This window comes from Nonomuraea sp. C10 (assembly GCF_008017515.1).
Taxonomy (GTDB): Bacteria; Actinomycetota; Actinomycetes; order Streptosporangiales; family Streptosporangiaceae; genus Nonomuraea; species Nonomuraea ferruginea.
In genome coordinates, this window is record NZ_VPFF01000003.1 from 2,369,405 (window position 1) to 2,390,252 (window position 20,848).

Here is a 20,848-nt window from a genome sequence, read left to right on the forward strand (position 1 = left end):
AGTCTGCACTACCCGGGCGGGTCGGGGTATGCGCCGGGTCAGTCGCCGAGTGACTTGCAGGGGCGTCCGCGCAGCTCCTTGACGTAGTCGTCGGGGGCGCCGGCGCGCTCGGCGGCGTCGGCCAGGATGCCGAGATAGCGGGCCGAGGGCAGGCCGCCCTCGTAGCCGTCGAGGACGTAGAACCAGGCCACCACCTCGCCGTCGAGCGTCTGCACCCGCAGGCGGACCTTGTGGTAGAGGCCGCGGGCCGCGCCCTCCCACTGGTCGAGGGACTGCTCGTCGAACTCCGGCACGTCGTAGAGGGCGACGAAGACGTGATCCGTCGGGTCTTCCACGATGGTGGCGAGCGCGCCCTCCCAGCCCAGGGTCTCCCCGCCGAAGGTCAGGCGCCAGCCGGGCAGCCAGCCCACGCCCCGCACGGGAGAGTGAGGGGCCCGCATGGCCATCTGCTCCGGGTCCATGTTGCTGCCGTAGGCGGCGTAAACAGGCACAGCATGCAAGAGTAGCGTGACCGTGGCCGCCCCGTTCGTCAGCAGCTCAGAGGATGCGGGACAATAGGTACGTGACGAGGATCGTGATCATCGGTGGCGGACCCGGCGGCTACGAGGCGGCGCTGGTGGCCGCCCAGCTAGGCGCGCAGACCACGATGATCGAGCGCGACGGTCCCGGCGGGGCGTGCGTGCTGACCGACTGCGTGCCGTCCAAGACGCTGATCACCACCTCGGTCCGCAAGCAGGCGCTGCTCGACGCGCCGTCGCTGGGCGTCGGCTTCGACGGCGGGCTCGACGGCGAGGTCGGCGTGGCGCATGTCGACCTGCCCCTCGTCAACAAGCGGGTCAAGGAGCTGGCCCAGGCCCAGTCCGCCGACATCGGGGCCCGGGTCGAGGCCGAGGGCGTGGAGATCATCAAGGGGCAGGGCCGGCTGGTCGACCCGCAGGTGGTCAAGGCCGGCGACCGCACGATCCGGGCCGACGTGGTGCTGGTGGCCACCGGCGCGACCCCCCGCATCCTGCCCGGCGCCGAGCCCGACGGCGAGCGCATCCTCACCTGGCGGCAGCTCTACGACCTCGACAAGCTGCCCGAGCACCTCATCGTGATCGGCTCCGGCGTCACCGGCGCCGAGTTCGCCGGCGCCTACCGCTCGCTGGGCGCCGAGGTCACGCTGGTCTCCAGCCGCGACCGCATGATGCCCAACGAGGACGCCGACGGCGCCGAGGTGCTCGAAGAGGTCTACCGCCGCCGCGGCATGAACGTCATGGGCCGCAGCCGCGCCGCCTCCGTCAAACGCACCGCCGACGGCGTGGTCGTGACCCTCGAGGACGGCCGCACCGCCGAGGGCTCCCACGCGCTGATGACGGTCGGCATGATCCCCAACACCTCCGGCATCGGCCTGGAGGAGGCCGGGGTCCAGCTCGACGACCACGGGTTCATCAAGGTCGACAAGGTCTCGCGCACTTCCGCGCCCGGCGTCTACGCGGCCGGCGACTGCACCGGCGTGCTCATGCTCGCGTCCGTCGCCGCCATGCAGGGCCGCATCGCCGTCTGGCACGCGCTCGGCGAGGCCGTGCAGCCGCTGCGGCTGGCCACCGTCGCGTCCAACATCTTCACCGATCCGGAGATCGCCGCCGTCGGCGTGGCGCAGCGGGCCATCGAGGCGGGCGAGATCGAGGCCAAGGTGGTCAAGCTGCCGCTGGCCACCAACGCGCGGGCCAAGATGCAGGGCTTCAACGACGGCTTCGTCAAGTTGTTCTGCCGCCCCAACACGCAGATCGTGCTCGGCGGCGTGGTGGTGGCGCCGCGGGCGTCGGAGCTGATCCTGGCGGTGTCGGTGGCGGTGCAGCAGCGGCTCACCGTCGACCAGCTCGCCCACACGTTCGCGGTCTACCCGTCGCTGTCCGGCTCCATCACCGAGGCCGCCCGCCGCCTCATGCAGCCCGAGACCTCCCTCGACATCTGACTCTCCTCCGCCCGGCCGATGATTTCGGTCGGCTGGCGTGGTCTGATCAAACGTGCGCAAACTCATCATCCAAGAGCTCGTCTCGGTCGACGGCTACGTGGCCGGGCCCGACGGGGACCTCGGCTTCTTCGAGTCCGTGACCGACTACAGCCAGGTGGACCAGGACAACCTCCGGATCCTGGCGGACGTGGACACCGTCCTGCTGGGGGCGGAGACGTACCGGATGTTCGTCCAATACTGGCCCACCGCTGACGAGACGGTCGCCAAGACGGTGAACACCCTGCCCAAGGTGGTCTTCTCCGCCACCCTGGACGAGGCGCCGTGGGGTGACTGGGAGGCGGCGCGGGTGGTGCGCGGCGACGCGGCCGAGGAGGTCGCCGCGCTCAAGCGGCAGCCGGGCGGGGACATGATGCTCTGGGGCAGCCTGTCTCTCGCCCGCTCGCTGATCCGCGCCGGCCTGCTCGACGAGCTCCAGCTCCGCGTGATCCCCGTCGCCGTCGGCGAGGGCCGCAAGCTCTTCCCCGACGACCTGAACCGGCTGGACCTGGAACTGACCGAGGCCAGGCCCTACGCCTCGGGCATCGTCTCCCTGCACTACCGTCCGAGGCGCCCGCCCGCCGCCTGACCGCGCCTGCGGGCCTGGAGGACGGTGTCCTGGAGGGGGATCTCGCGGCCGCCGTGGGACATGACGCGGGACCGGTCCCCGGCGACGGCGATGTCCCATCGGCCGGGGTCGAGGACGGCGGCGAGCTCTCCGATCTCGACGTGGGCCTCCGGGGTGGTGGCGGTGTGGTGGTCCGACGGGTGGTGGCCGACGAGGAGCAGCGTGCCGCCGGGCGCGACCGCTGCCGCCAGCCGCCGGAACAGGTCGCCGGGTGACGCCGCCGGGTGCACGTAGTGGGAGCAGACGAGGTCGAAGCGCTCTTCGGCGGGCGTCCACGTGGTCAGGTCGGCCTGGATCCAGTCGATCCCGGTCGTGACGCCGGCGGCCGCGGCGTGCTCGCGCGCCCGGTGCAGGGCGGTGTCGGCGATGTCCACCGCCGTCACCTGCCAGCCGTGCGCGGCGAGCCAGATGGCCTCGGCTCCCTCGCCGCAGCCCGCGTCCAGGGCCGTGCCGGGCGTGAGGTCCCGGGCCGCCGCCAGCAGGTAGGGGTTGGGCCCGCCGGCCGCGGCCGGGGCGTGACCGTCGTAGTGCTCGTCCCAGTACGCCTTGTCGAAGGTTTCGGACACAGTCGTTCCTTTCGGGGTCAGCGGGATCCGGCCGAGGTCAGCTCGCGGTGGGCGGCCACCGCCTCGCGGGTCTCCTCGGCGACGAGGTCGGCGTTGATCTGGGCGGCCGCGCCGGCGCCCGCCGCCGCCACGGTGCCGACCTGGGCGACCAGGTCGGTGACGTTGCCCGCGACCCACACCCCCGGCACCTCGGTGCGGCCGGTCGCGTCGGCGGGGATGTGCTCACCTGCGCCGCCCGGGTGCTCGACGGGCCGCAGCCCGAGGGTGGCCAGGAAACCGGCCCGCGCCTCCATGCGGGACGCCACCGCCAGGACCTCACGGCTGACCAGGGTGCGGTCGCTCAGCCGTACTCCCACCAGGCGGTCCTCGGCGACCTCCAGGGACGCGACCTCGCCCTCCACCACCCTGATGCCGCGCGCGGCCAGGCGCTCCGCGTCCTCGCCGGTGGGGGCGGGCATGGTGTGCGCGAAGTACGTGACGTCGTCGCTCCACTGCCGGAACAGCAGCGCCTGGTGCACGGACATCGGCCCGCTCGCCAGCACGCCGATCGCCCGGTCGCGGACCTCCCAGCCGTGGCAGTACGGGCAGTGCACGACATCCCGGCCCCATCTGGCCCGCAGCCCCGCCACGTCGGGCAGTTCGTCCACCACCCCCGTGGTGACCAGCAGGCGGCGCGCCCGGACCGTCCGGCCGTCGGTCAGCGTCACCCCGAACCCGTCGTCGTCGCGGACCGCGGCCTCGACCTCGCCGGTCACCACCTGGCCGCCGTAGTGGCGTACCTCCGCCCGGCCGCGCTCCAGCAGCTCACCCGGCGGCATGCCGTCCCGGGCCAGCAGTCCGTGCACGCCTTCGGCCGGGGCGTTGCGCGGGCTGCCCGCGTCGACCACCAGCACCGTCCGCCGGGCCCGCGCCAGCATCAGCGCCCCGTTGAGCCCCGCGGCGCCGCCGCCGACCACCACCACGTCATAGCTGTCGTTCAGCTGCTCGGTCATCGTGACCACCTCCGCGCACACTATGCGGGCGGTCACGCCGTCGTGGCAAATGTCTTTGCCGATCCGGCAAATCGCGGTGAGGGGCGCCCGCTATGGACTCTTCGGGGAGTGGGAGCCCACGGTCACGTCGTTGACCGGGAAACGCGCCGGTTGCCCCGTCAGGACCCGTACGGCCTCTTCGGCGGCGATGCGGCGCACCGTCCCGATGGCTTCCTCGGAGTATTCGGCGGCATGAGGTGTGACGATCACATGGGGCAGCTCGAAGAGGGGGTTGCCCGGACGTTGCCGGTTTCCTGCAGGGGATGGACGGGGAACTCGAGCGGGATGCCGCCGCTGTCACGGATCCCGGCCTTGACCCGGTCGGCGAGGGCGAGATGGTGCCGGTCGCAGGGAACCAGGTCGTTACCCGTCTGGGCGATGCCGATGATCGGCCGGCCCGACTGGAGCTCCGCCGAGGTGAGGCCGTAGTTGAGAAAACGCTCCAGGTAGAGAGCGGTCATCGCCGGATTGCCCGTGTTGTCCCACCAGGCCTGGCTGCTTCGGGGGCCCGTCGGATCCCGCCGGATACTCCTGGAGCGGAACGAGGTCCTTCGACCAGGCTGACAGCACGGGTGTGAGGACACGCCAAGCCTCTTCGGCCTCGTCGCCGCGGATGGACAGGGTGGCGTTCCCGCTCAGGATGTCGAGCAGCACCTGACCGTAGGCCGGCAGGCTGGGTGCGTCCATCTGGGCGGCCAGGGTGAGCGGGACAAGGGTCTGGGCGTGGGAACCGACGCCCGTGACATCCAGCGCGAAACCCTCCGGGTCGAGCCCGAACCGCAGCATGTTGGGCAGTGCCTCGCCGTGGCCGAAGGGCAGGTGAGGCACGGGCCGGAAGCGTACCGCGATCTCCTTGCGGTCATTCCTGAGCGCTTTGCCGCTGCGAAGCCGGAAGGTCGTGCCCGACCAGCGCCAGCTGTCGAGCTCCAGCTCCACCTCGGCGAAGGTCTCGGTGCGGTGCCCCGGGTCCACGCCTTCCTCGTCGGTGTAGGTGGGCACGACGCGATCACCGACCCGGCCGGCCGTGTAGCGCGCGCGGCGGGTGCGGCGGAGCACGTCCTGCTCGGTGAAGGGCCGCACCGAGCGCAGCACATCGACCTTCCGGTCACGCAGCTCACGCTCGCCGATGCTGATCGGTGGTTCCATGGCCACCAGGCACAGCAACTGCAGCAGGTGATTCTGCACCATGTCCTTGAGCGCGCCGACACCGTCGTAGTAGCCCGCTCTGCCTTCCAGCGTGAGGCACTCGTCCCAGACGATCTCCACCTCGTCGATGTGCGCGCTGTTCCAGATGGGCTCCAGGACGCGGTTGGCCAGCCGGCCGCCGAGCACGTTCTGGACGGTGGTCATGGCCAGGAAGTGGTCGATCCGGAACACCGCCTGCTCGGGCACGACCGCCTCCAGCAGGCGGTTCAGCTCCGCCGCGCTGTCCAGGTCCTCGCCGAAGGGTTTCTCCAGCGCGATCCGGCTGCCGGGCGGCAGGTTCGCGTCGCGCAGGGCGGCGACCGTGCCGGGGAAGATCGCCGGTGGGAGGGCGAGATAGAGGGCGACGGGCCCTTCACCGGCGATCAGCGAGGCGAGGTCGGCCGGGTCGGTGGCGTCCGCCTGCCGGTACCGGATGGACCCGGCGATCTCCCGCACGCCCTCGCCGGGCTGGTCCGCGGCGTGCCGGGCGAGCTGGTCGGACGCCCAGTCACGGAACTCCTCGACGGACCAGTCCGACCGGTCGGCGCAGGTCAGCTCGAACCCGTCGCCGAGGTGCCCGGCGGAGCGCAGGGCGACCAGGGCCGGCAGCAGGTAGCGGGCGTTGAGGTCGCCGGTCGCGCCGAGGATGACGAGTCGGTTGATCATGTCGTGGTTCCTGCTCTCATGCGTGCGAGGTTGACGCCGCTGGCGATGATCCCGATGTGGCTGAACGCCTGCGGGAAGTTGCCCATGAACGCGCCCGTGGACGGGTCGATCTGCTCGGGTAGCAGCCCGACCGGGCTGGCGCGGGCGCACAGTGACGCGTACAGGTCCTCGGCCCGGTCCTGGTGGCCTTGCAGGATCAGGTTGTCGACCAGCCAGAAGCTGCACAGCAAGAAGGCGCCCTCGTCCCCGGGCAGGCCGTCGGGGGAGTGCTCGTGCAGGTAGCGGTAGAGCAGCCCGTCACCGGCCGACAGGCGCTCGGCGATGGCCTCGGTCGTGGCCGTCATGCGGGGATGGCAGGCCGGGATGACCTTGCGCAGCGGCAGCGCCAGCAGGCTGGCGTCCAGGCCGCCGGCCCCGTCGAGGTGCTCGCTGAGGGCCTGCGTGTCCTCGTTCCACGCCTGGTCCAGGATGAGCCGGCGGAGCTTCTCGGCGGTAGCGCGCCAGGTGGCGATCGGCCCGGACAAGCCGAGCCGCTCACCGATGGCCGCGGCCCGGTCCAGGGCCACCTGGCACATCCCGGTCGAATAAGTGAAGACCCGGCCTTCGCTGCGTACCTCCCAGATGCCCTGGTCCGGCTGCCACCACGTGTGCGCGGCGGCCTCGGCCAGCTCCGACAGGCCGGACCACAGCGCCGGTTCGAGATCGCGGCCGGGGAGCAGCCACTGGTCGGCGCAGTCCAGCACCTCGCCGTAGACGTCGTGCTGGCGCTGGTCGGCGGCGCCGTTGCCCCACCGCACCGGCGCCGAGCGACGGTAGCCCTCCAGATCGGTGTCGTGGATCTCCTCCGGTACGGGGTCGCCGCCGAGGGTGTACATGATGCGTGGACGGCGGCTCTGCTCGAAGGCGTCGAGTATCCAGCCGAGGAAGGCGTCGGCCTCCTCTCCGATGCCGACGCGCCGCAGCGCGAACACGGCGTAGGCGGCGTCGCGGATCCAGGTGTAGCGGTAGTCCCAGTTGCGCACCCCGCCGATCGGCGCGGGCAAGGAGGACGTGGGCGCGGCGACCAGCGAGCCGTTGGCCCAGTCGTCGCACAGCTTCAGCGTGATCACCGAGCGCCGGACCAGCGCTTCCTGCGGGCCGCGGTAGCTGCACTTGCGCATCCAGCGCCGCCAGGCCTCGGCGGTCTGCCGCAGCATCGTCTCGGCGTCGAACCGGTGGTGGCGGTGCACGCGTCCCCAGGAGAGCACCAGGTCGAGGCGGTCACCCTCCTGAAGGTCGTACGCGGTGCGCATGCCGGTCAGCGGACGGTTGGACCGCAGGTGCAGCCGCAGGCCGGGGTGCCGGGAGGCGCGCACCTCCAGACCGCTGTGAGAGCTTCGCGCCTGCCCGCCACCGCGCGGCTCCAGCTCCGCCCGCAGGCGCACGGTCCCGGACCGGACGACCGCGGACCGGACGAGCTCGGACCGGCCGCTGCCCGCGTCGTCGCTGAGGTCGGCGCCGGCCCGCAGGGCCAGCGCGTCGGTGATCCGGACCAGGCCGGTCGGACCGCGCAGCTCGGTCACCAGCACGGCGGTGTCCGGCTCGTAGAACTGCCGGGCCTCGCGCAGGCCGTCCACGGTCAGCGTGAAGTGGCCGCCGCGCGCGTGATCCAGCAGGCCGCACAGCAGGGGCTCGCTGTCGAAGCGGGGCAGGCACAGCCACGGGATCGAACCGTCGACGCCGACCAGCGCCGCCGTCGTGCCGTCGCCGATGAGGCCCAGGTCCTCCAGCGCCAGGTAGCCGTCGCGGTGGTGCACCGGGCGAAAGGGCGGATCGAGATCGAGCATGTCCGGGACCGGCTTCCGTCACGCGAAGGTGATCAGCACTTTCACCACGTTGTCGAGTTTCTTGTCCGAGACCTCGAAGCCACGCGCCATCTCGTCGAAGCGGAACGTGTGGGTGGTCAGGTGGGTCGGATCGAGCCGTTTGTTCTCCAGGATGCGCAGCAACCGTTCCATGCGCAGCCGGCCGCCCGGGCACAGACCGGTCGCGATCGTCTTGTCGGCCATCCCGACGCCCCACTCGACGCGGGGGATGCGCACGAACTCGCCTTCCCCGTAGTAGCCGGTGTTGGATACGGTCCCGCCCGGCCTGGTGATCTTGATGGCGGTCTGGAAGGTGCCGTCCGTGCCGAGGGCTTCGATGGCGGTGTCCACGCCCTGCCCCCCGGTCAGGTCGAGGACGCGCTCGACGACGTCCTCGGTGGTGAAGTCGACGATCTCGTCGGCGCCGTAGTAGCGGGCGAGCTTCTGCCGGCCGGGCACCGATTCGATCCCGATGACCAGGCCGGCGCCGCGCAGCCTGGCGCCCGCGGTGGCCATGAGGCCCACCGGGCCCTGGGCGAGCACGGCGACGGTCCCGCCGATGGGGATGTCGCCGTTCTCCGCGCCCATGAACCCGGTGGAGAGCATGTCGGCGCAGTAGACGGCCATCTCGTCGGGGACGTCGTCGGGGATCTTCGCCAGGTTGGCGTCGGCCTCGTTGACGTGGAAGTACTCGGCGAACACGCCGTCCTTGGAATTGGCGAACTTGAACCCGCCGAGCGGTCCGCCGGACTGTGACGGGTGACCGTTCTGGGAGGCGACATCGCCCCAGTCGGGGGTGATGGCGCCGGCCAGGACGCGGTCGCCCGGCCGGAAGATCTTCACCTCGCTGCCCACCTCGTGCACCACGCCGACGCCCTCGTGGCCGAGGGTGAGGTTCTCCCGTGGCCCGATGCCGCCTGCGACGGTGTGGGAGTCAGAGGTGCAGATGAGGGCGGTGGTGGTCCTGACGACGGCGTCGAGGGGACCGGCTCGCGGGACGGGTTTGTCCATGAAGCCGACCTGTCCGATCCCCTTCATCACGAACGCTTGCATCGTGCCCCCGATTGCTCCCCCGTGTCGGCGTCGCGTAGAACGCCGGAAACACGCAACGGCGTACCCTGCGAACTTCGGGGTTTAACCGGGCCTCACCTGCGGACGGACGCATGGAGATCGTCCGCGGCCGTGTCACTTCGTCCAGATGGCGGCGAAGGGGGCGCAGTCGCCGGGATGACGGCGGTCAGCGCGAGCGCCCCCCACGGTCACGGTCGAGATCCTGCGGCTGCTCACCGAAGGTCCCTTTCGTCCCGGAGGACGGGTGCGCGGTGGGGACCAGGGACACCGCGCACCCGCCGACGCAGGGTTGACTAGATGCACGATGCATTTAGTCAATGTGCGCCCGTGGGTCAGTGCCCGCCGTAGTAACCGGCGAGCGCGGCGAAGGCGGCCTTGGGCTCCCAGGGGAGGCCGGGGTAGGTCTCGCCGGAGCCGTGGTCCAGGACCTTGACCACGCCCCAGCTCCCCAGGTCGAGGTCCTTGCGGGGGTCGGGGCGGTGCGGCAGGCCGTAGCAGACGAAGGTGCAGGCGAAGGCGGCGTCGACGCCCTCCTCGGTGAAGACGTCCAGCAGTTCGCGGAGGTAGGTGGCCTGCTCCTCCTCGTCGCGGACGTAGTCGCCGTTGATCCCCACCGGGATGACGCCGTCGTACTCGATGATCTCCCCGCTGCGGGCGCCGAGGTCGGCCGCGCCGCGGTAGGCGGTGCAGCCGAACTCGGTGATCGCGACCGGCTTGTCCTGGGCGACCAGCGAGCGGATGCCCTGCTGGTAGAGGTGGGCGACCTCCTTCGAGCGGTGGGCGTCCACCGACACGATGTCGAACGGCGTCCAGTCGACGTTCTCCAGGGGGATCGAGGCGTAGGTGACCTTGCCGCCGAACCGCTCGCGCACCACGGACACGGCCTCGCCGAGGAAGTCGTTGACCTGGGCGGACAGCCGGCCCAGCTCCGGCCCCCGGGCGAGGAGGGCGCCCACGCGCTCCTGGATGGTGTCACCGGGCACGAACCCGCGGTTGAACAGGCTCACCTCCGCCCCGGCGACGAACACCACCTCGGCGCCCCCGCGGCGGACCCGCTCGGCGCGCTCGGCCGCGTCGGCGAGCAGGTCGAGGAGCTCTCCCCGGTCGAGGTGATGCGGGAACGGCGAGAACCAGACCTCAAGGCCCAGGCCGGCCGCGTGGTGGGCGGCGAACTCGATCCGGTCCGGCTCGGTGCCGAAGATGCGCACGGCGGTGCAGTGGAGGTCGTCGCGGATGATCTGGAGCTCCCGTTCCATGATCGTCCGGTCGAACGGCCTGTTCTCGACGCCGTCGAGAATGATCCCGGTGTCGTAACCGATGCCCTTGGCTCGCATGCCGGTATGTCCTTTCCCTCGATAGGGTACGCAAAGTACCGTAAATTCCTCCCGAGAGTCCAGACATTTCCGGGAATGGGGTACGTGCGGTACCCTACGCGGGTGAGTGCGGCCGGAGAGTCAGCGGCGAAGCCCGCGAGCAGGCGTCGTGGCGCCGAGCTGGAGAGCGCCATCCTGCGCGCGGCCGTGGAGGAGCTCTCCGAGTCGGGCTATCAGGGGCTGACCATGGACCGGGTCGCCCGCCGCGCCGGCACCAACAAGAACGCGATCTACCGCCGCTGGCCCAACCGGGCCGCGCTGGGCGTCGCCGCATACCAGCGGCTCGCCACGGAGAAGCTGCGGCCGCCGGACACCGGAGCGCTCCGTGACGACGCGCTGGGGCTGCTGCGCCGCGTCAACTGCGACCTGTCCTCGCCGCAGGCGGAGATCCTCCGCGGCCTGCTCGCGGGCGTCGGCGACGAGCCGGAGCTGCTGGCGCGGCTGCACGACGCCGTCGCCGACGGCGGGTCCGGCGTCTGGCTGACGATCGTGGGCCGTGCGGTGGCGCGCGGCGAGGTGCCGCCCGAGGCCCTGCATCCGAGGGTCGTCACCGTGGCCCTCGCGCTGCTGCGCAACGAGTACGTGACGCGAGGGCTCACGACCGTGCCCGACGACGTCCTGGTCGAGATCGTCGACGAGGTCTACCTGCCCCTCCTGCGGAGCCGCGGCTCCGCCTGATGAGGGGCGGCCGCGTCCTCCTAGATGAAGGCCGTGACGCCGGCGTACTCGGCCCGGGGCGCCTGGCCTGTCGTCCGGTATTCGAGGAGCAGCAGGCCGTTCGGCGTCGCCTCGTGATGGGTCAGGCGGAAACCGGACGCGTCGCCGTCACCGGACAGGAGGCGGCGGCCGGTCCTGAGCACCGTGGGGGCGACCACGAGGCGGAGCGTGTCGACCAGGCCGGCCGACAGGAGCGTGTCGCCCAGGCGGGCGCTGCCGTGGATCTGGAGTTCCCGCCCCGGCCGTGACTTGAGCGCGGCGACCGTACGGACCGGGTCACCGGTGAGCACGGTCGTGGGGTCCCAACCGCCCTCGGTGAGGGTGTTCGAGACGACGTACTTCGGCAGCGCGTTCATCCGTCCGGCGAACGGGTCGGCGGGGTCGGTGATCTTCGGCCAGTCACGCGCGAACGCCTCGTAGGTGCGCCGGCCGAGCAGCAGGCCGTCGGCGAGGTCGAGCCAGTCCGAGGCGCGCCGGACGAACATCCCGTCGATGTGCGGCACCAGCCAGCCGCCGCGGGTGAAGCCGTCGCTGGTGTCCTCGTCGGGCGAGCCGGGGCCCTGGCTGACGCCGTCGAGCGTGACGAACTCGGTGAGGGTGATCTTCATTGCGGTGCCTCCGTGAAAGCGGCCAGCTGGCTGGCGACGGTGCCCCAGCCGGCGGCGAAGCCGATCTTCTCGTGATGGGCGCGGGACGCCGGGTCGCCGTGCCGGACGAGCATCCGGTAGCGGGTCCCGTCAGGGTGGTCGTCCAGCGTGATCGTGGCCGTCATCGCGACCGGGTCGGGGTTCGCGGGACGCCACGCGCTGGTGATCGCGTTGGTGAACACGATCCGCTCCAGGTCGTCCACGGCGAGGAAGCACGCGTCCAGATGCGGTACGAAAACGGCCCCGTCGTCGCTGAGCCGCGTCACGAACGCCCCGCCGGGCCGTAGGTCCAGGCGGTCCACGCGGCAGCGGGACGGGGCCGGGACCCACCAGCGGGCGAGCTTGGCCGGGTCGGTCCAGGCGCTCCACACGGTCGCGCGCGGGGCCCGGATGATCCGTTCCAGGGCGAGGTCGAGATCGGGGTTCACTGGTCGTCCTCCGTGACGAACCGTTCGAGGCGGTCGGTGCGCTCCTCCCAGACGCGGCGCTGCTCGGCGAGCCAGTCGTCGACGAGGGCGAGCCGCTCGCGGTTGAGCACGCACGTGCGCACCCGGCCGGACTTGACCGTGCGGATGAGCCCGTTCGACTCGAGCGTCCGCACGTGCTTCATGAACGAGGGGAGGGTCATCGGGAACTCGCGGGCGAGGTCGCCGACGCTCGTGGGCCCGTGGCCGAGGCGCCGGACGACGGCACGCCTGGTCGGGTCGGCCAGGGCGACGAAAACGCCGTCCAGTTGTGCCGAATACTGTGCCATGCGGCTAAGTATTGCGGAGGCTGATAGTCAGCGCAAGGGCTAAGTGTTCATCGCGCTCACGAATACCGTTGACGTTTGTTGGTATGGGCACCAAACTAATTCACGAGTTTTGCGCTGTCTGGAAGAGGAGCGTCCATGCCCTACCGCCCCCCACTCGTCGCGCACGAGTACTTCGTCGCCGACCCGCCCGAGCTGCCGGTGCGCGCCCACGGCGAGGGTGGACTGTCCGCGCTGACCGCCGCCGAGCTGGTCGCCGCCGACGGCGCGGGAGTGATGCTGAAGGCCGTCACCACGGCGGAGGAGACCCTGGTCGTGCAGATCGGCGTCGCGGGCGAGGGCGTGATCCGGGTCCGGCTGAGCGAGGACGCCGACGCCCGGCCCCGCTCGGAGCGGGCCATCGCGATGGTGACGCCGGGCTCGTACGCGGGAGCGCGGGCCGAGGTGACGCCGGGGGAGCCGATCGTGATCGACGCGGGCTCGCTGCGGGCCGAGATCAGGCTGGCGCCGTGGCACCTGCGCTTCACCGACGCCACCGGCGCCCCGCTGCTGGAGCAGGACCGGGGGCACACCGACATCAGCGGCCGGCTGCGTACGCTGCCGTTCGGCCGGTCGTCGGCGGGCGGCGCGCATGTGGCCTTCCACGAGAGCTTCGAGGTCGCGCCCGACGAGGCGTTCGCCGGGTTCGGGGAGTCGTTCGCGCCGCTCGACAAGCGCGGCCAGCGGCCCCTGATGTGGAACTTCGACGCCTTCGGCGCCGAGTCGCAGCGCGCGTACAAGAACATCCCGCTGTACGTGTCGAGCAAGGGGTACGGGGTGCTGGTCGACAGCGGCGCGCCCACCGAGTTCGACGTGTGCCAGTCGACGCACAGCGCGGTGCAGATCGTGGTGCCCGACGACGTCATGGACTACTACGTGCTGGCCGGGCCGACCCCGGCCGAGGTGCTGGAGCGCTACAACGGGCTGACCTGCCGGCCGGTGCTGCCGCCGAAGTGGGCGTTCGGCACCTGGATCTCCTCCGGCTTCTGCGTCGACAGCCAGGAGCGGGTGCTGGCCAGGGCGCGCACGATCAGGGAGCGCGGCATCCCGTGCGACGTGCTGCACCTGGACACCTACTGGCAGACCGACGGCCACTGGTCGGACCTGCGCTGGGACCCGGTCAACTTCCCCGAGCCGGAGGCGATGCTGGCGGAGCTGGACGGGATGGGGTTCAAGGTCTGCCTGTGGATGAACCCGTACATCTCCCATCAGAGCCCGGCGTTCCAGGAAGCAGCCGATGCCGGATATTTCCTGAAGAAACCCGATGGTGAGCCGTACGTGGCCGACACCTGGCACGGCTCCTACCCCGCCTGCGGCATCCTCGACCTCACCCACCCCGACGCCGTCCGCTGGTTCCAGGACCGGCTCAGGGCGCTGCTGCACCAGGGCGTGCAGGCGTTCAAGACCGACTTCGCCGAAGGCGTGCCGCACGACGCGGTCGCGGCCAACGGGATGACCGGCACCGACCTGCACAACGTCTACACGCTGCTGTTCAACGACGCCGTCGCCGAGGTCACCAGGGAGGTGCACGGGCACAGCCTGGTGTGGGCGCGCTCGTCGTTCCTCGGCGGGCAGCGGCACAGCGCCCAGTGGAGCGGCGACACCTACACGAGCTACGCCGCGATGGGCAGCACGATCCGGGGCGGGCTGGCGCACGGCCTGTCCGGGGTGCCGTTCTGGAGCCACGACGCGGGCGGCTTCACCGGCAGGCCCAGCGACGACCTGTTCGTCCGGTGGACCCAGTTCGGCGCGCTGTCGCCGCTGCTGCGGCTGCACGGCACCACCAGCAGGGAGCCGTGGGAGTTCCCGGCGGTGGAGGAGCACGCGGTGGCCGCGCTCCGGCTGCGCTACCGGCTGATGCCCTACATCTACTCGGCGGCCGTGGACGCCGCCAGGACGGGCGCCCCGATGATGCGCGCGCTCTGCGTCGACCACCCGGGCGACCCGGTCGCCTGGCAGGCGGACCTGCAGTACCTGCTCGGCCGCGACCTGCTGGTGGCGCCGATGACCTCGCCGGAGGGCGCGCGGGAGGTCTACCTGCCGGAGGGCGAGTGGGTGGACTACTGGACGGGCGAGGTGCACGCCGGCTCCCGCTACGTCCGCGTGGTCAAGCCGCTCGCCGAGCTCCCGCTGTTCGTCCGGTACGGTGCCTTGATCCCTGTCGCCGAGCCGGGGGACACCGTGCGGACGCCGGACCGGATCACGCTGGTCGCCTTCGGGAGCGGCGACCGCCGCATGCGGATCCACGACACCGACGGAGAGACCGCCGTCACGGCCATCCTGGAGGGCGACACGCTGCGCGTGACCGTCGCCGGGCCGAAGCGGGTCGCCGCCGTCGAGTTCGCCCCGGTGCCGGGCGCGCCCGGCCGGGCCGTCATCACCCAGGAGGAAATATGATCAAAAAGTCTGGCGTGGCGGCGCTGGCAGCCATGGTGCTGGCCCTCTCGGCCTGCGGTTCCGGCTCGGAGAGCCCGCCCGCGCAGAGCGACGGGCCCCGCGTGCTCAAGCTCTGGCACTACGAGGCCGCCGAGTCCGCCATGGGCAAGGCCTGGGCCGAGGCGATCAAGAAGTTCGAGGCGTCCCACCCGAACGTCAAGGTGGAGTTCGAGGAGAAGAGCTTCGAGCAGATCCAGAAGACGGCGAGCATGGTGCTCAACTCCGACGAGGCGCCCGACCTCATGGAGTACAACAAGGGCAACGCCACCGCCGGCCTGCTGTCCAAGCAGGGCCTGCTCGCCGACCTGAGCGCCGAGGTCACCGGGCGCGGCTGGGACAAGCTGCTGCCGGGCGGCCTGCAGACCACGGCCAAGTACGACGAGCGGGGCGTCATGGGCGCCGGCAAGTGGTACGGCATCCCGAACTACGGCGAGTTCGTGATGGTCTACTACAACAAGGACCTGTTCGAGAAGCACAAGGTCGAGGTGCCGACGACCTTCGAGGAGTTCACCGCCGCGCTCGACACCTTCGTCAAGGCAGGGGTGACCCCGATCGGCACGGCCGGGGCCGAGTATCCGGCGCAGCAGATCTTCTACCAGCTCGCGCTCAGCAAGGCCGACCGGGCCTGGGTTGACGCCTTCCAGGCGTACCAGGGCAAGGTCGACTTCCACGGCCCCCAGTTCACCTACGGCGCGCAGACGTTCGCCGACTGGGTCGGCAAGGGCTACCTCGACAAGAAGTCCTCCGGTATCAAGGCCGAGGACATGGGCGTGTCGTTCATGAAGGGCGAGCACCCGATGATGGTCAGCGGAAGCTGGTGGTACGGCCGGTTCGCCTCGGAGATCAAGGACTTCGAGTGGGGCCACTTCCTGTGGCCCGGGGCCACGATGGCGCCCGGCTCCAGCGGCAACCTCTGGGTCGTGCCGGAGAAGTCCGAGAACAAGGACCTGGCCTACGACTTCATCGACATCACGATGAGCAAGGACATCCAGAACCTGCTGGGCAACTCCGGCGGCGTGCCGGTCGCGGCCGACCCGGCGGCGATCACGGACGCCAAGAGCAAGGAGCTGATCGAGAGCTTCAACACGCTGACCGCCAGGGACGGGCTGGCGTTCTACCCCGACTGGCCGGCGCCCGGCTACTACGACGTCATGGTCGCCGCCACGCAGAACCTCATCAACGGCAGCAAGCAGCCCGCCGCGATGCTGGACGAGCTCGCGCAGCCGTACGAGGACAACCTCGCCGACCTCGGCAACTAGATGCGCGTCCGTAAGAAGGGCTACTGGCTCTACCTGGTGCCGAGCCTGGTGCTGTTCCTGGCCGTCATCGTGGTGCCGTTCCTGATGAACCTGGGCGTGAGCTTCACCCGCTGGTCGGGGGTCGGCACGCCCAGGTGGGTCGGGCTGGAGAACTACGCCCGGTTACTGGAGGACGAGCGGTTCTGGCTGTCGTTCCAGAACAACGTGGCGCTGATCTTCGCGATGGCGATCGTGCCCACGGTGCTCGGCCTGGTCCTGGCGGCGGCGCTGTTCGACTACATCGGCAGGCGGTTCGGCCCGCGCACCGCCTCGGCGCTGCGCGCCATGTACTACCTGCCGCAGGTGCTGCCCGTGGCGGTGGCCGGGGTGGTGTGGGGCTGGATGCTGCACCCGTCGTACGGCGCGGTCAACCAGGCGTTCGGCCTGGAGCTCGACTGGCTGGGCGACCCCGACCTGGCGCTGGCCACCGTGATGGCGGTGATGGTGTGGTTCCAGCTCGGCTACCCGGTGGTGATCTTCATGGCGGGGCTGCAGCGGGTGGACCCGGCCTACTACGAGGCGGCCGAGCTGGACGGGGCGTCGTGGTGGCGCAAGGTGTGGCACATCACGATCCCGCAGATCCGGCCGGAGATCTTCGTGGTGCTGCTCACCTGCACGATCGCCGCGCTCAAGGTGTTCGGGCCGATCTTCGTGCTCACCCGGGGCGGGCCCGGCAACGCCACGCTGGTGCCGTCGTACTTCTCGTACCTGAACTTCTTCCAGAAGAGCAACGTCGGGTACGGGTCCGCGATCGCGACCGTGCTGGCCCTGATCATCGTCGTGGTGACGTTCCTGTTCCTGCGGGTGCAGGAGCGTGAGTCATGAGAGGGCCGGGCCGGTGGGCCGTCCTGGCGTCGATGACGGTGGCGGCGCTGGTGATGGTGTTCCCGTTCGCCCTCGTGGCGCTCAACGCGGTCAAGACACCCGAGGAGTACGCGTCGGAGGGACCGCTCGGGCTGCCCGGCGGGCTCTATCTCCAGGGCATCGTGGACTTCTGGAACCGGGTGGACTTCGGCGAGAAGCTCTGGAACAGCCTGCTCATCAGCGGCTCCGTGGCGGTGCTGGCGGTCGTGCTGTCGGTGCTCAACGCGTACGCGCTCGGCATCGGGCGGGTGCGCGGGCGGCTGTCGATCCTGGTGCTGTTCCTGGTGGCCAACACGCTGCCGCAGGAGGCGCTGGCCTACCCGCTGTACTACCTGGCTAAGGAAGCCGGGTTGTACGACACCAGGCTGTCGATGATCATCATCTTCACCGTGATCCAGGCGGCGTTCGGCACGTACCTGCTCAGCGCCGTGCTCGGCCAGTTCCCCAAGGAGATCCTGGAGGCGGCCGAGATCGACGGGGCCGGCCGGTTCAGGGCGCTGGTCCGGGTCGTGGTGCCGATCAGCCGGCCGACGATCAGCGTCCTGATGATCTTCTTCTTCATCTGGACCTGGAACGAGTTCTTCCTGCCGCTGATCTTCCTCATCTCCAACGACAACCAGACCGTGCCGGTCGCGCTGGGCGTGCTCCAGGGCGAGCGGTACATGGACGCGACCATGTCCAGCGCCTCCGCCCTGCTCGGCATCGTCCCGGCGGTGGCGTTCTTCCTGATCTTCCAGCGCACGCTCACCCGAGGCATCACGGTCGGGGCCGTGAAGTGAGCCTCCCTCCCGAGGAGAACCCCCCATGAAGAAACCGATCCTGATCGCGTTGACCCTGGTCGCGTCGCTGCTCGCGGCACCGGCCGCGGCGCAGGCGGAGTTACCGTTCCGCGACCCGTCGCTGCCGGTGGAGCAGCGGGTCGCCGACCTGCTGGGCCGGCTCACCTTGCAGGAGAAGCTGGGCCTGCTGCACCAGTCGCAGGAGGCCATCCCGCGCCTGGGCATCCCGTACCACAAGAACGGCACCGAGGCGCTGCACGGCGTCGCCTGGTCCAACGCGCTCGACGACAACTGGAACCAGAAGCTGGCCAAGGGCACCGTGTTCCCGCAGGCCGTCGGCCTGGCCAGCACCTGGGACCCGGAGCTGATCAAGCGGGTCGGCTCGGCCGTCGGCGACGAGGCGCGCGGCTACAATGCGACCGACCCGACGCTGTGGGGCCTGCAGGTCTGGGCGCCGGTGGTGGACCCGCTGCGCGACCCCCGGGCGGGCCGCAACGAGGAGGGCTACTCCGAGGACCCGCTGCTGACCGGCGCCATCGCGACCGCGTACGGCAAGGGCCTGCAGGGCGACGACCCGTTCTACCTGAAGACCGCGCCGGTGCTGAAGCACTACCTGGCCTACAACAACGAGGTGAACCGCAGCCTCACCTCGTCCAACCTGACGCCCAGGCTCAAGCACGAGTACTACGAGCAGGCGTTCAGGTCGGCGATCTCGGCTGACGCCGCGACCGGGGTCATGGCCTCGTACAACCTGGTGAACGGCCGGCCCAACCACGTCAACTCCGACCTGGAAGAGGTCGTCAGGTCCTGGACGGACAAGACGCTCTACAACGTCAGCGACGCCTGGGGCCCGCACGCGCTCACCGACCTGGAGCGGTACTACGACGACAAGGCCGAGGCGTTCGCCGCCGTGCTCAAGTCCGGCCAGGACAGCTTCACCATCGACGGCAGCGACAAGGGCCCGATGGTGCAGCACCTCACCACGGCCCTGGAACGCGGCCTGATCACCGAGGCCGACGTCGACCGGTCCGTCAGCCGGGCGCTGACCATCCGGTTCCGCCTGGGTCACTTCGATCCGGACGGCGGTCCGTACAAGGGCATCGGCGCGGGCGTGATCGACAGCCCCGCGCACCGCGCGCTCAACCGTGAGACCGCGGCCAAGGCCGCCGTGCTGCTGAAGAACTCCGGCACGCTCCCGCTCAGGTCGCCGAAGTCGGCGGCCGTGGTCGGCCCGCTGGCGGACGAGCTCTACAGCGACTGGTACGCGGGCACGATGCCGTACGAGGTGACCCCGCTGGACGGGATCAAGGAGCGGGTCGCCGACGTGAGCACCGGGGCGGGCCTGGAGCGCGTCGCGCTCAAGCACGTCGAGTCCGGCAAGTACGTCACGGCCACCGGAACCGGGCCCGACGACAACGCCGCGCTCGTCGACACCGCGCCGACGCCCGCCTCGCAGTGGGACGTGACCGACTGGGTGAGCGACATCTCGACGCTGCGCAACGCGGGCAACGGCAAGCTGCTCGGCGGCGACTGGCGCTCGCTCGACACCGACGACGACGACCCCAACGGCTGGTACGTGTCGCAGCAGTTCTCGCTGGAGAAGCAGGGCGACGGGACTTTCCTGATCCGGTACGCCGGGTTCGAGGCGGTCGAGGGCTGGTACGCGCTGCCCGACCCGTACGTGACCGTGACCGCCGACGGCGCGCTCGCGCTGGCCCCGAAGGCGGAGGCGGCGAGGTTCGCCAAGGAGGTCGTCTCCGACGGCATCGCCGCGGCGGCCGAGCAGGCCCGAAAGGCCGAGGTCGCGGTCGTGGTCGTCGGCAGCCACCCGTGGGTGCACGGCCGCGAGTTCCACGACCGTGACGACCTGCGGCTGGGCGACGGGCAGAAGCGGCTGATCGAGGCCGTGCGCAAGGCGAACCCGAGGACCGTGGTGGTGCTGGAGACCAGCTATCCCGTGATCGTGGACGCCCCGGCGCTGCTGTGGACCACGCACGCGGGCGCGGAGACCGGGCACGCGGTCGCCGACGTGCTCTTCGGCGAGGTGAACCCGGCCGGGCGGCTCACCCAGACCTGGTACGCCGGTGGTGAGCTGCCGAGCATCCTGGACTACGACCTGGCCAAGACCGGGATGACGTACCTGTACCACGAGGGCCGGCCGCAGTTCGCGTTCGGCCACGGGCTCAGCTACACCACGTTCGGCTACCAGGGGCTGAAGGCGCAGGGCGAGCAGGTGAGCGTCAAGGTCACCAACACCGGCCGCGTGGCGGGCGAGGAGGTCGTGCAGCTCTACACGCACCAGCGGCAGTCCCGCTTCGACCAGCCGGTCAAGCGGTTGCGCGGCTTCCAGCGGATCGCGCTGGCTCCGGGCGAGTCGAAGACGGTGACGTTCCCGCTGAAGAAGTCCGACCTGGCCGTGTGGGACCACACGCGGGATACGTGGGTGGTCGAGGACGCCGCGCACGACGTGCTCGTGGGCTCCGCCTCGGACAAGATCAGGCAGCGTACGACGCTGAAGGTGAGCGGGGAGAAGGTGCCGCCGCGCGACCTGACGAAGCCGACCAGGGCGATGAACTTCGACGACTACGCGGGCGTCACGTTCGCCGACGAGAACAAGGTGCGCGGTGACGTGGTGGCCGGGTCGGACGGCGGCTGGATCTCGTTCACCGACGCCGTCTACGGGGCTGAGCTCAGCGCCGGGGTGGCCTCGGTCGCGGGCGGCTCGATCGAGCTCCGCCGCGGCTCACCGAAGGGCGCTCTGCTGGCCTCCGTCCAGGTGCCGGCCACGGGCGGGGTGTACGAGTACGCCACGGTCACGGCGCGGCTCAAGCCCGGCAAGGGCGACCTGTACGTGCTCTTCAAGGGCGGGATCCGGCTCAGGGATCTGACCCTGGCCCGGTGACGGAGCGTCGGCCCGGCACGGGGAGCATGGCTCCGTGCCGGGCCGACTTATTTGGTTG

The 20,848-nt window shown here is 70.8% G+C and carries 20 protein-coding genes; 8 read left to right on the forward strand and 12 right to left on the reverse strand.

The annotated features are described in order from the left end of the window. Positions 1-38: 38 nt before the first annotated feature. Positions 39-491 (reverse strand): gamma-glutamylcyclotransferase, encoded by a 453-nt coding sequence (locus tag FR742_RS43290; protein ID WP_148036953.1) that lies wholly within the window; start codon positions 489-491, stop codon positions 39-41. Positions 492-562: 71 nt separating this feature from the next. Here FR742_RS43290 and FR742_RS43295 point away from each other — a divergent pair, with 71 nt between their 5' ends. Further along, positions 563-1,957 (forward strand): NAD(P)H-quinone dehydrogenase, encoded by a 1,395-nt coding sequence (locus FR742_RS43295; RefSeq protein ID WP_148036954.1) that lies wholly within the window; start codon positions 563-565, stop codon positions 1,955-1,957. Positions 1,958-2,009: 52 nt separating this feature from the next. Further along, positions 2,010-2,582 carry a dihydrofolate reductase family protein gene (locus tag FR742_RS43300; protein WP_148036955.1) on the forward strand — a complete coding sequence of 191 codons (573 nt, stop codon included), beginning with the start codon at positions 2,010-2,012 and terminating at the stop codon, positions 2,580-2,582. On the opposite strand, the gene FR742_RS43305 is transcribed toward FR742_RS43300, so the two are convergent. The 8 genes from FR742_RS43305 to FR742_RS43340 all read right to left on the reverse strand — a co-directional run bounded on the left by FR742_RS43305 (position 2,552) and on the right by FR742_RS43340 (position 10,318). Next, the gene (locus FR742_RS43305; protein ID WP_148036956.1) at positions 2,552-3,187 is read right to left on the reverse strand and encodes a bifunctional 2-polyprenyl-6-hydroxyphenol methylase/3-demethylubiquinol 3-O-methyltransferase UbiG; all 636 of its coding nucleotides are present in this window, start codon (positions 3,185-3,187) and stop codon (positions 2,552-2,554) included. The two genes, FR742_RS43300 and FR742_RS43305, sit on opposite strands and share 31 nt — an antisense overlap. Positions 3,188-3,204: 17 nt before the next feature. After that, the gene (locus FR742_RS43310) at positions 3,205-4,179 is read right to left on the reverse strand and encodes an NAD(P)/FAD-dependent oxidoreductase (protein WP_148036957.1); all 975 of its coding nucleotides are present in this window, start codon (positions 4,177-4,179) and stop codon (positions 3,205-3,207) included. Between the two features lie 90 nt (positions 4,180-4,269). Next, the gene (locus FR742_RS43315; protein WP_222709298.1) at positions 4,270-4,428 is read right to left on the reverse strand and encodes a hypothetical protein; all 159 of its coding nucleotides are present in this window, start codon (positions 4,426-4,428) and stop codon (positions 4,270-4,272) included. After that, complete coding sequence (locus FR742_RS46720) at positions 4,425-4,679, reverse strand: dihydroxy-acid dehydratase (protein WP_148036958.1); 255 nt, start codon at positions 4,677-4,679, stop codon at positions 4,425-4,427. The genes FR742_RS43315 and FR742_RS46720 overlap by 4 nt, the downstream gene beginning before the upstream one ends. Continuing rightward, positions 4,582-6,069 carry a glucose-6-phosphate dehydrogenase gene (locus FR742_RS43325; protein WP_148036959.1) on the reverse strand — a complete coding sequence of 496 codons (1,488 nt, stop codon included), beginning with the start codon at positions 6,067-6,069 and terminating at the stop codon, positions 4,582-4,584. Before FR742_RS43325 ends, FR742_RS46720 begins: the two co-directional genes overlap by 98 nt. Beyond that, positions 6,066-7,895 (reverse strand): glycoside hydrolase family 15 protein, encoded by a 1,830-nt coding sequence (locus FR742_RS43330; RefSeq protein ID WP_148036960.1) that lies wholly within the window; start codon positions 7,893-7,895, stop codon positions 6,066-6,068. The genes FR742_RS43325 and FR742_RS43330 overlap by 4 nt, the downstream gene beginning before the upstream one ends. An 18-nt stretch (positions 7,896-7,913) precedes the next feature. Continuing rightward, on the reverse strand, positions 7,914-8,924 hold the full coding sequence (locus FR742_RS43335) for an NAD(P)-dependent alcohol dehydrogenase (RefSeq protein WP_261809078.1): 1,011 nt from the start codon (positions 8,922-8,924) through the stop codon (positions 7,914-7,916). Positions 8,925-9,316: 392 nt separating this feature from the next. Next, complete coding sequence (locus FR742_RS43340; protein ID WP_148036962.1) at positions 9,317-10,318, reverse strand: hypothetical protein; 1,002 nt, start codon at positions 10,316-10,318, stop codon at positions 9,317-9,319. Positions 10,319-10,420: 102 nt separating this feature from the next. Here FR742_RS43340 and FR742_RS43345 point away from each other — a divergent pair, with 102 nt between their 5' ends. Beyond that, a complete protein-coding gene (locus tag FR742_RS43345) occupies positions 10,421-11,035 on the forward strand; it encodes a TetR/AcrR family transcriptional regulator (protein WP_261809079.1) in 615 nt (204 codons plus the stop codon). 20 nt (positions 11,036-11,055) lie between these two features. On the opposite strand, the gene FR742_RS43350 is transcribed toward FR742_RS43345, so the two are convergent. Genes FR742_RS43350 through FR742_RS43360 form a run of 3 tightly spaced genes read right to left on the reverse strand, consistent with a single transcriptional unit; the run spans position 11,056 to position 12,475 of the window. Further along, a complete protein-coding gene (locus FR742_RS43350; RefSeq protein ID WP_148036964.1) occupies positions 11,056-11,682 on the reverse strand; it encodes a dihydrofolate reductase family protein in 627 nt (208 codons plus the stop codon). Further along, on the reverse strand, positions 11,679-12,149 hold the full coding sequence (locus tag FR742_RS43355; RefSeq protein WP_148036965.1) for an SRPBCC domain-containing protein: 471 nt from the start codon (positions 12,147-12,149) through the stop codon (positions 11,679-11,681). The genes FR742_RS43350 and FR742_RS43355 overlap by 4 nt, the downstream gene beginning before the upstream one ends. Continuing rightward, complete coding sequence (locus FR742_RS43360; RefSeq protein ID WP_148036966.1) at positions 12,146-12,475, reverse strand: helix-turn-helix transcriptional regulator; 330 nt, start codon at positions 12,473-12,475, stop codon at positions 12,146-12,148. Before FR742_RS43360 ends, FR742_RS43355 begins: the two co-directional genes overlap by 4 nt. A 135-nt stretch (positions 12,476-12,610) precedes the next feature. Here FR742_RS43360 and FR742_RS43365 point away from each other — a divergent pair, with 135 nt between their 5' ends. From FR742_RS43365 to FR742_RS43385, 5 genes are read left to right on the forward strand one after another with little or no spacing between them, the layout of a single operon-like run. Continuing rightward, entirely contained in the window at positions 12,611-14,908 is a 2,298-nt protein-coding gene (locus tag FR742_RS43365) for a TIM-barrel domain-containing protein (protein WP_148036967.1), read from the forward strand. Then, entirely contained in the window at positions 14,905-16,206 is a 1,302-nt protein-coding gene (locus FR742_RS43370; RefSeq protein WP_148036968.1) for an ABC transporter substrate-binding protein, read from the forward strand. The genes FR742_RS43365 and FR742_RS43370 overlap by 4 nt, the downstream gene beginning before the upstream one ends. Next, on the forward strand, positions 16,207-17,070 hold the full coding sequence (locus FR742_RS43375; protein WP_148036969.1) for a carbohydrate ABC transporter permease: 864 nt from the start codon (positions 16,207-16,209) through the stop codon (positions 17,068-17,070). Beyond that, positions 17,067-17,888, forward strand: a complete 822-nt coding sequence (locus FR742_RS43380; protein WP_148036970.1) for a carbohydrate ABC transporter permease — start codon at positions 17,067-17,069, stop codon at positions 17,886-17,888. The genes FR742_RS43375 and FR742_RS43380 overlap by 4 nt, the downstream gene beginning before the upstream one ends. Before the next feature lie 25 nt (positions 17,889-17,913). Further along, the gene (locus FR742_RS43385) at positions 17,914-20,790 is read left to right on the forward strand and encodes a glycoside hydrolase family 3 C-terminal domain-containing protein (protein WP_148036971.1); all 2,877 of its coding nucleotides are present in this window, start codon (positions 17,914-17,916) and stop codon (positions 20,788-20,790) included. Positions 20,791-20,848 lie beyond the last annotated feature (58 nt).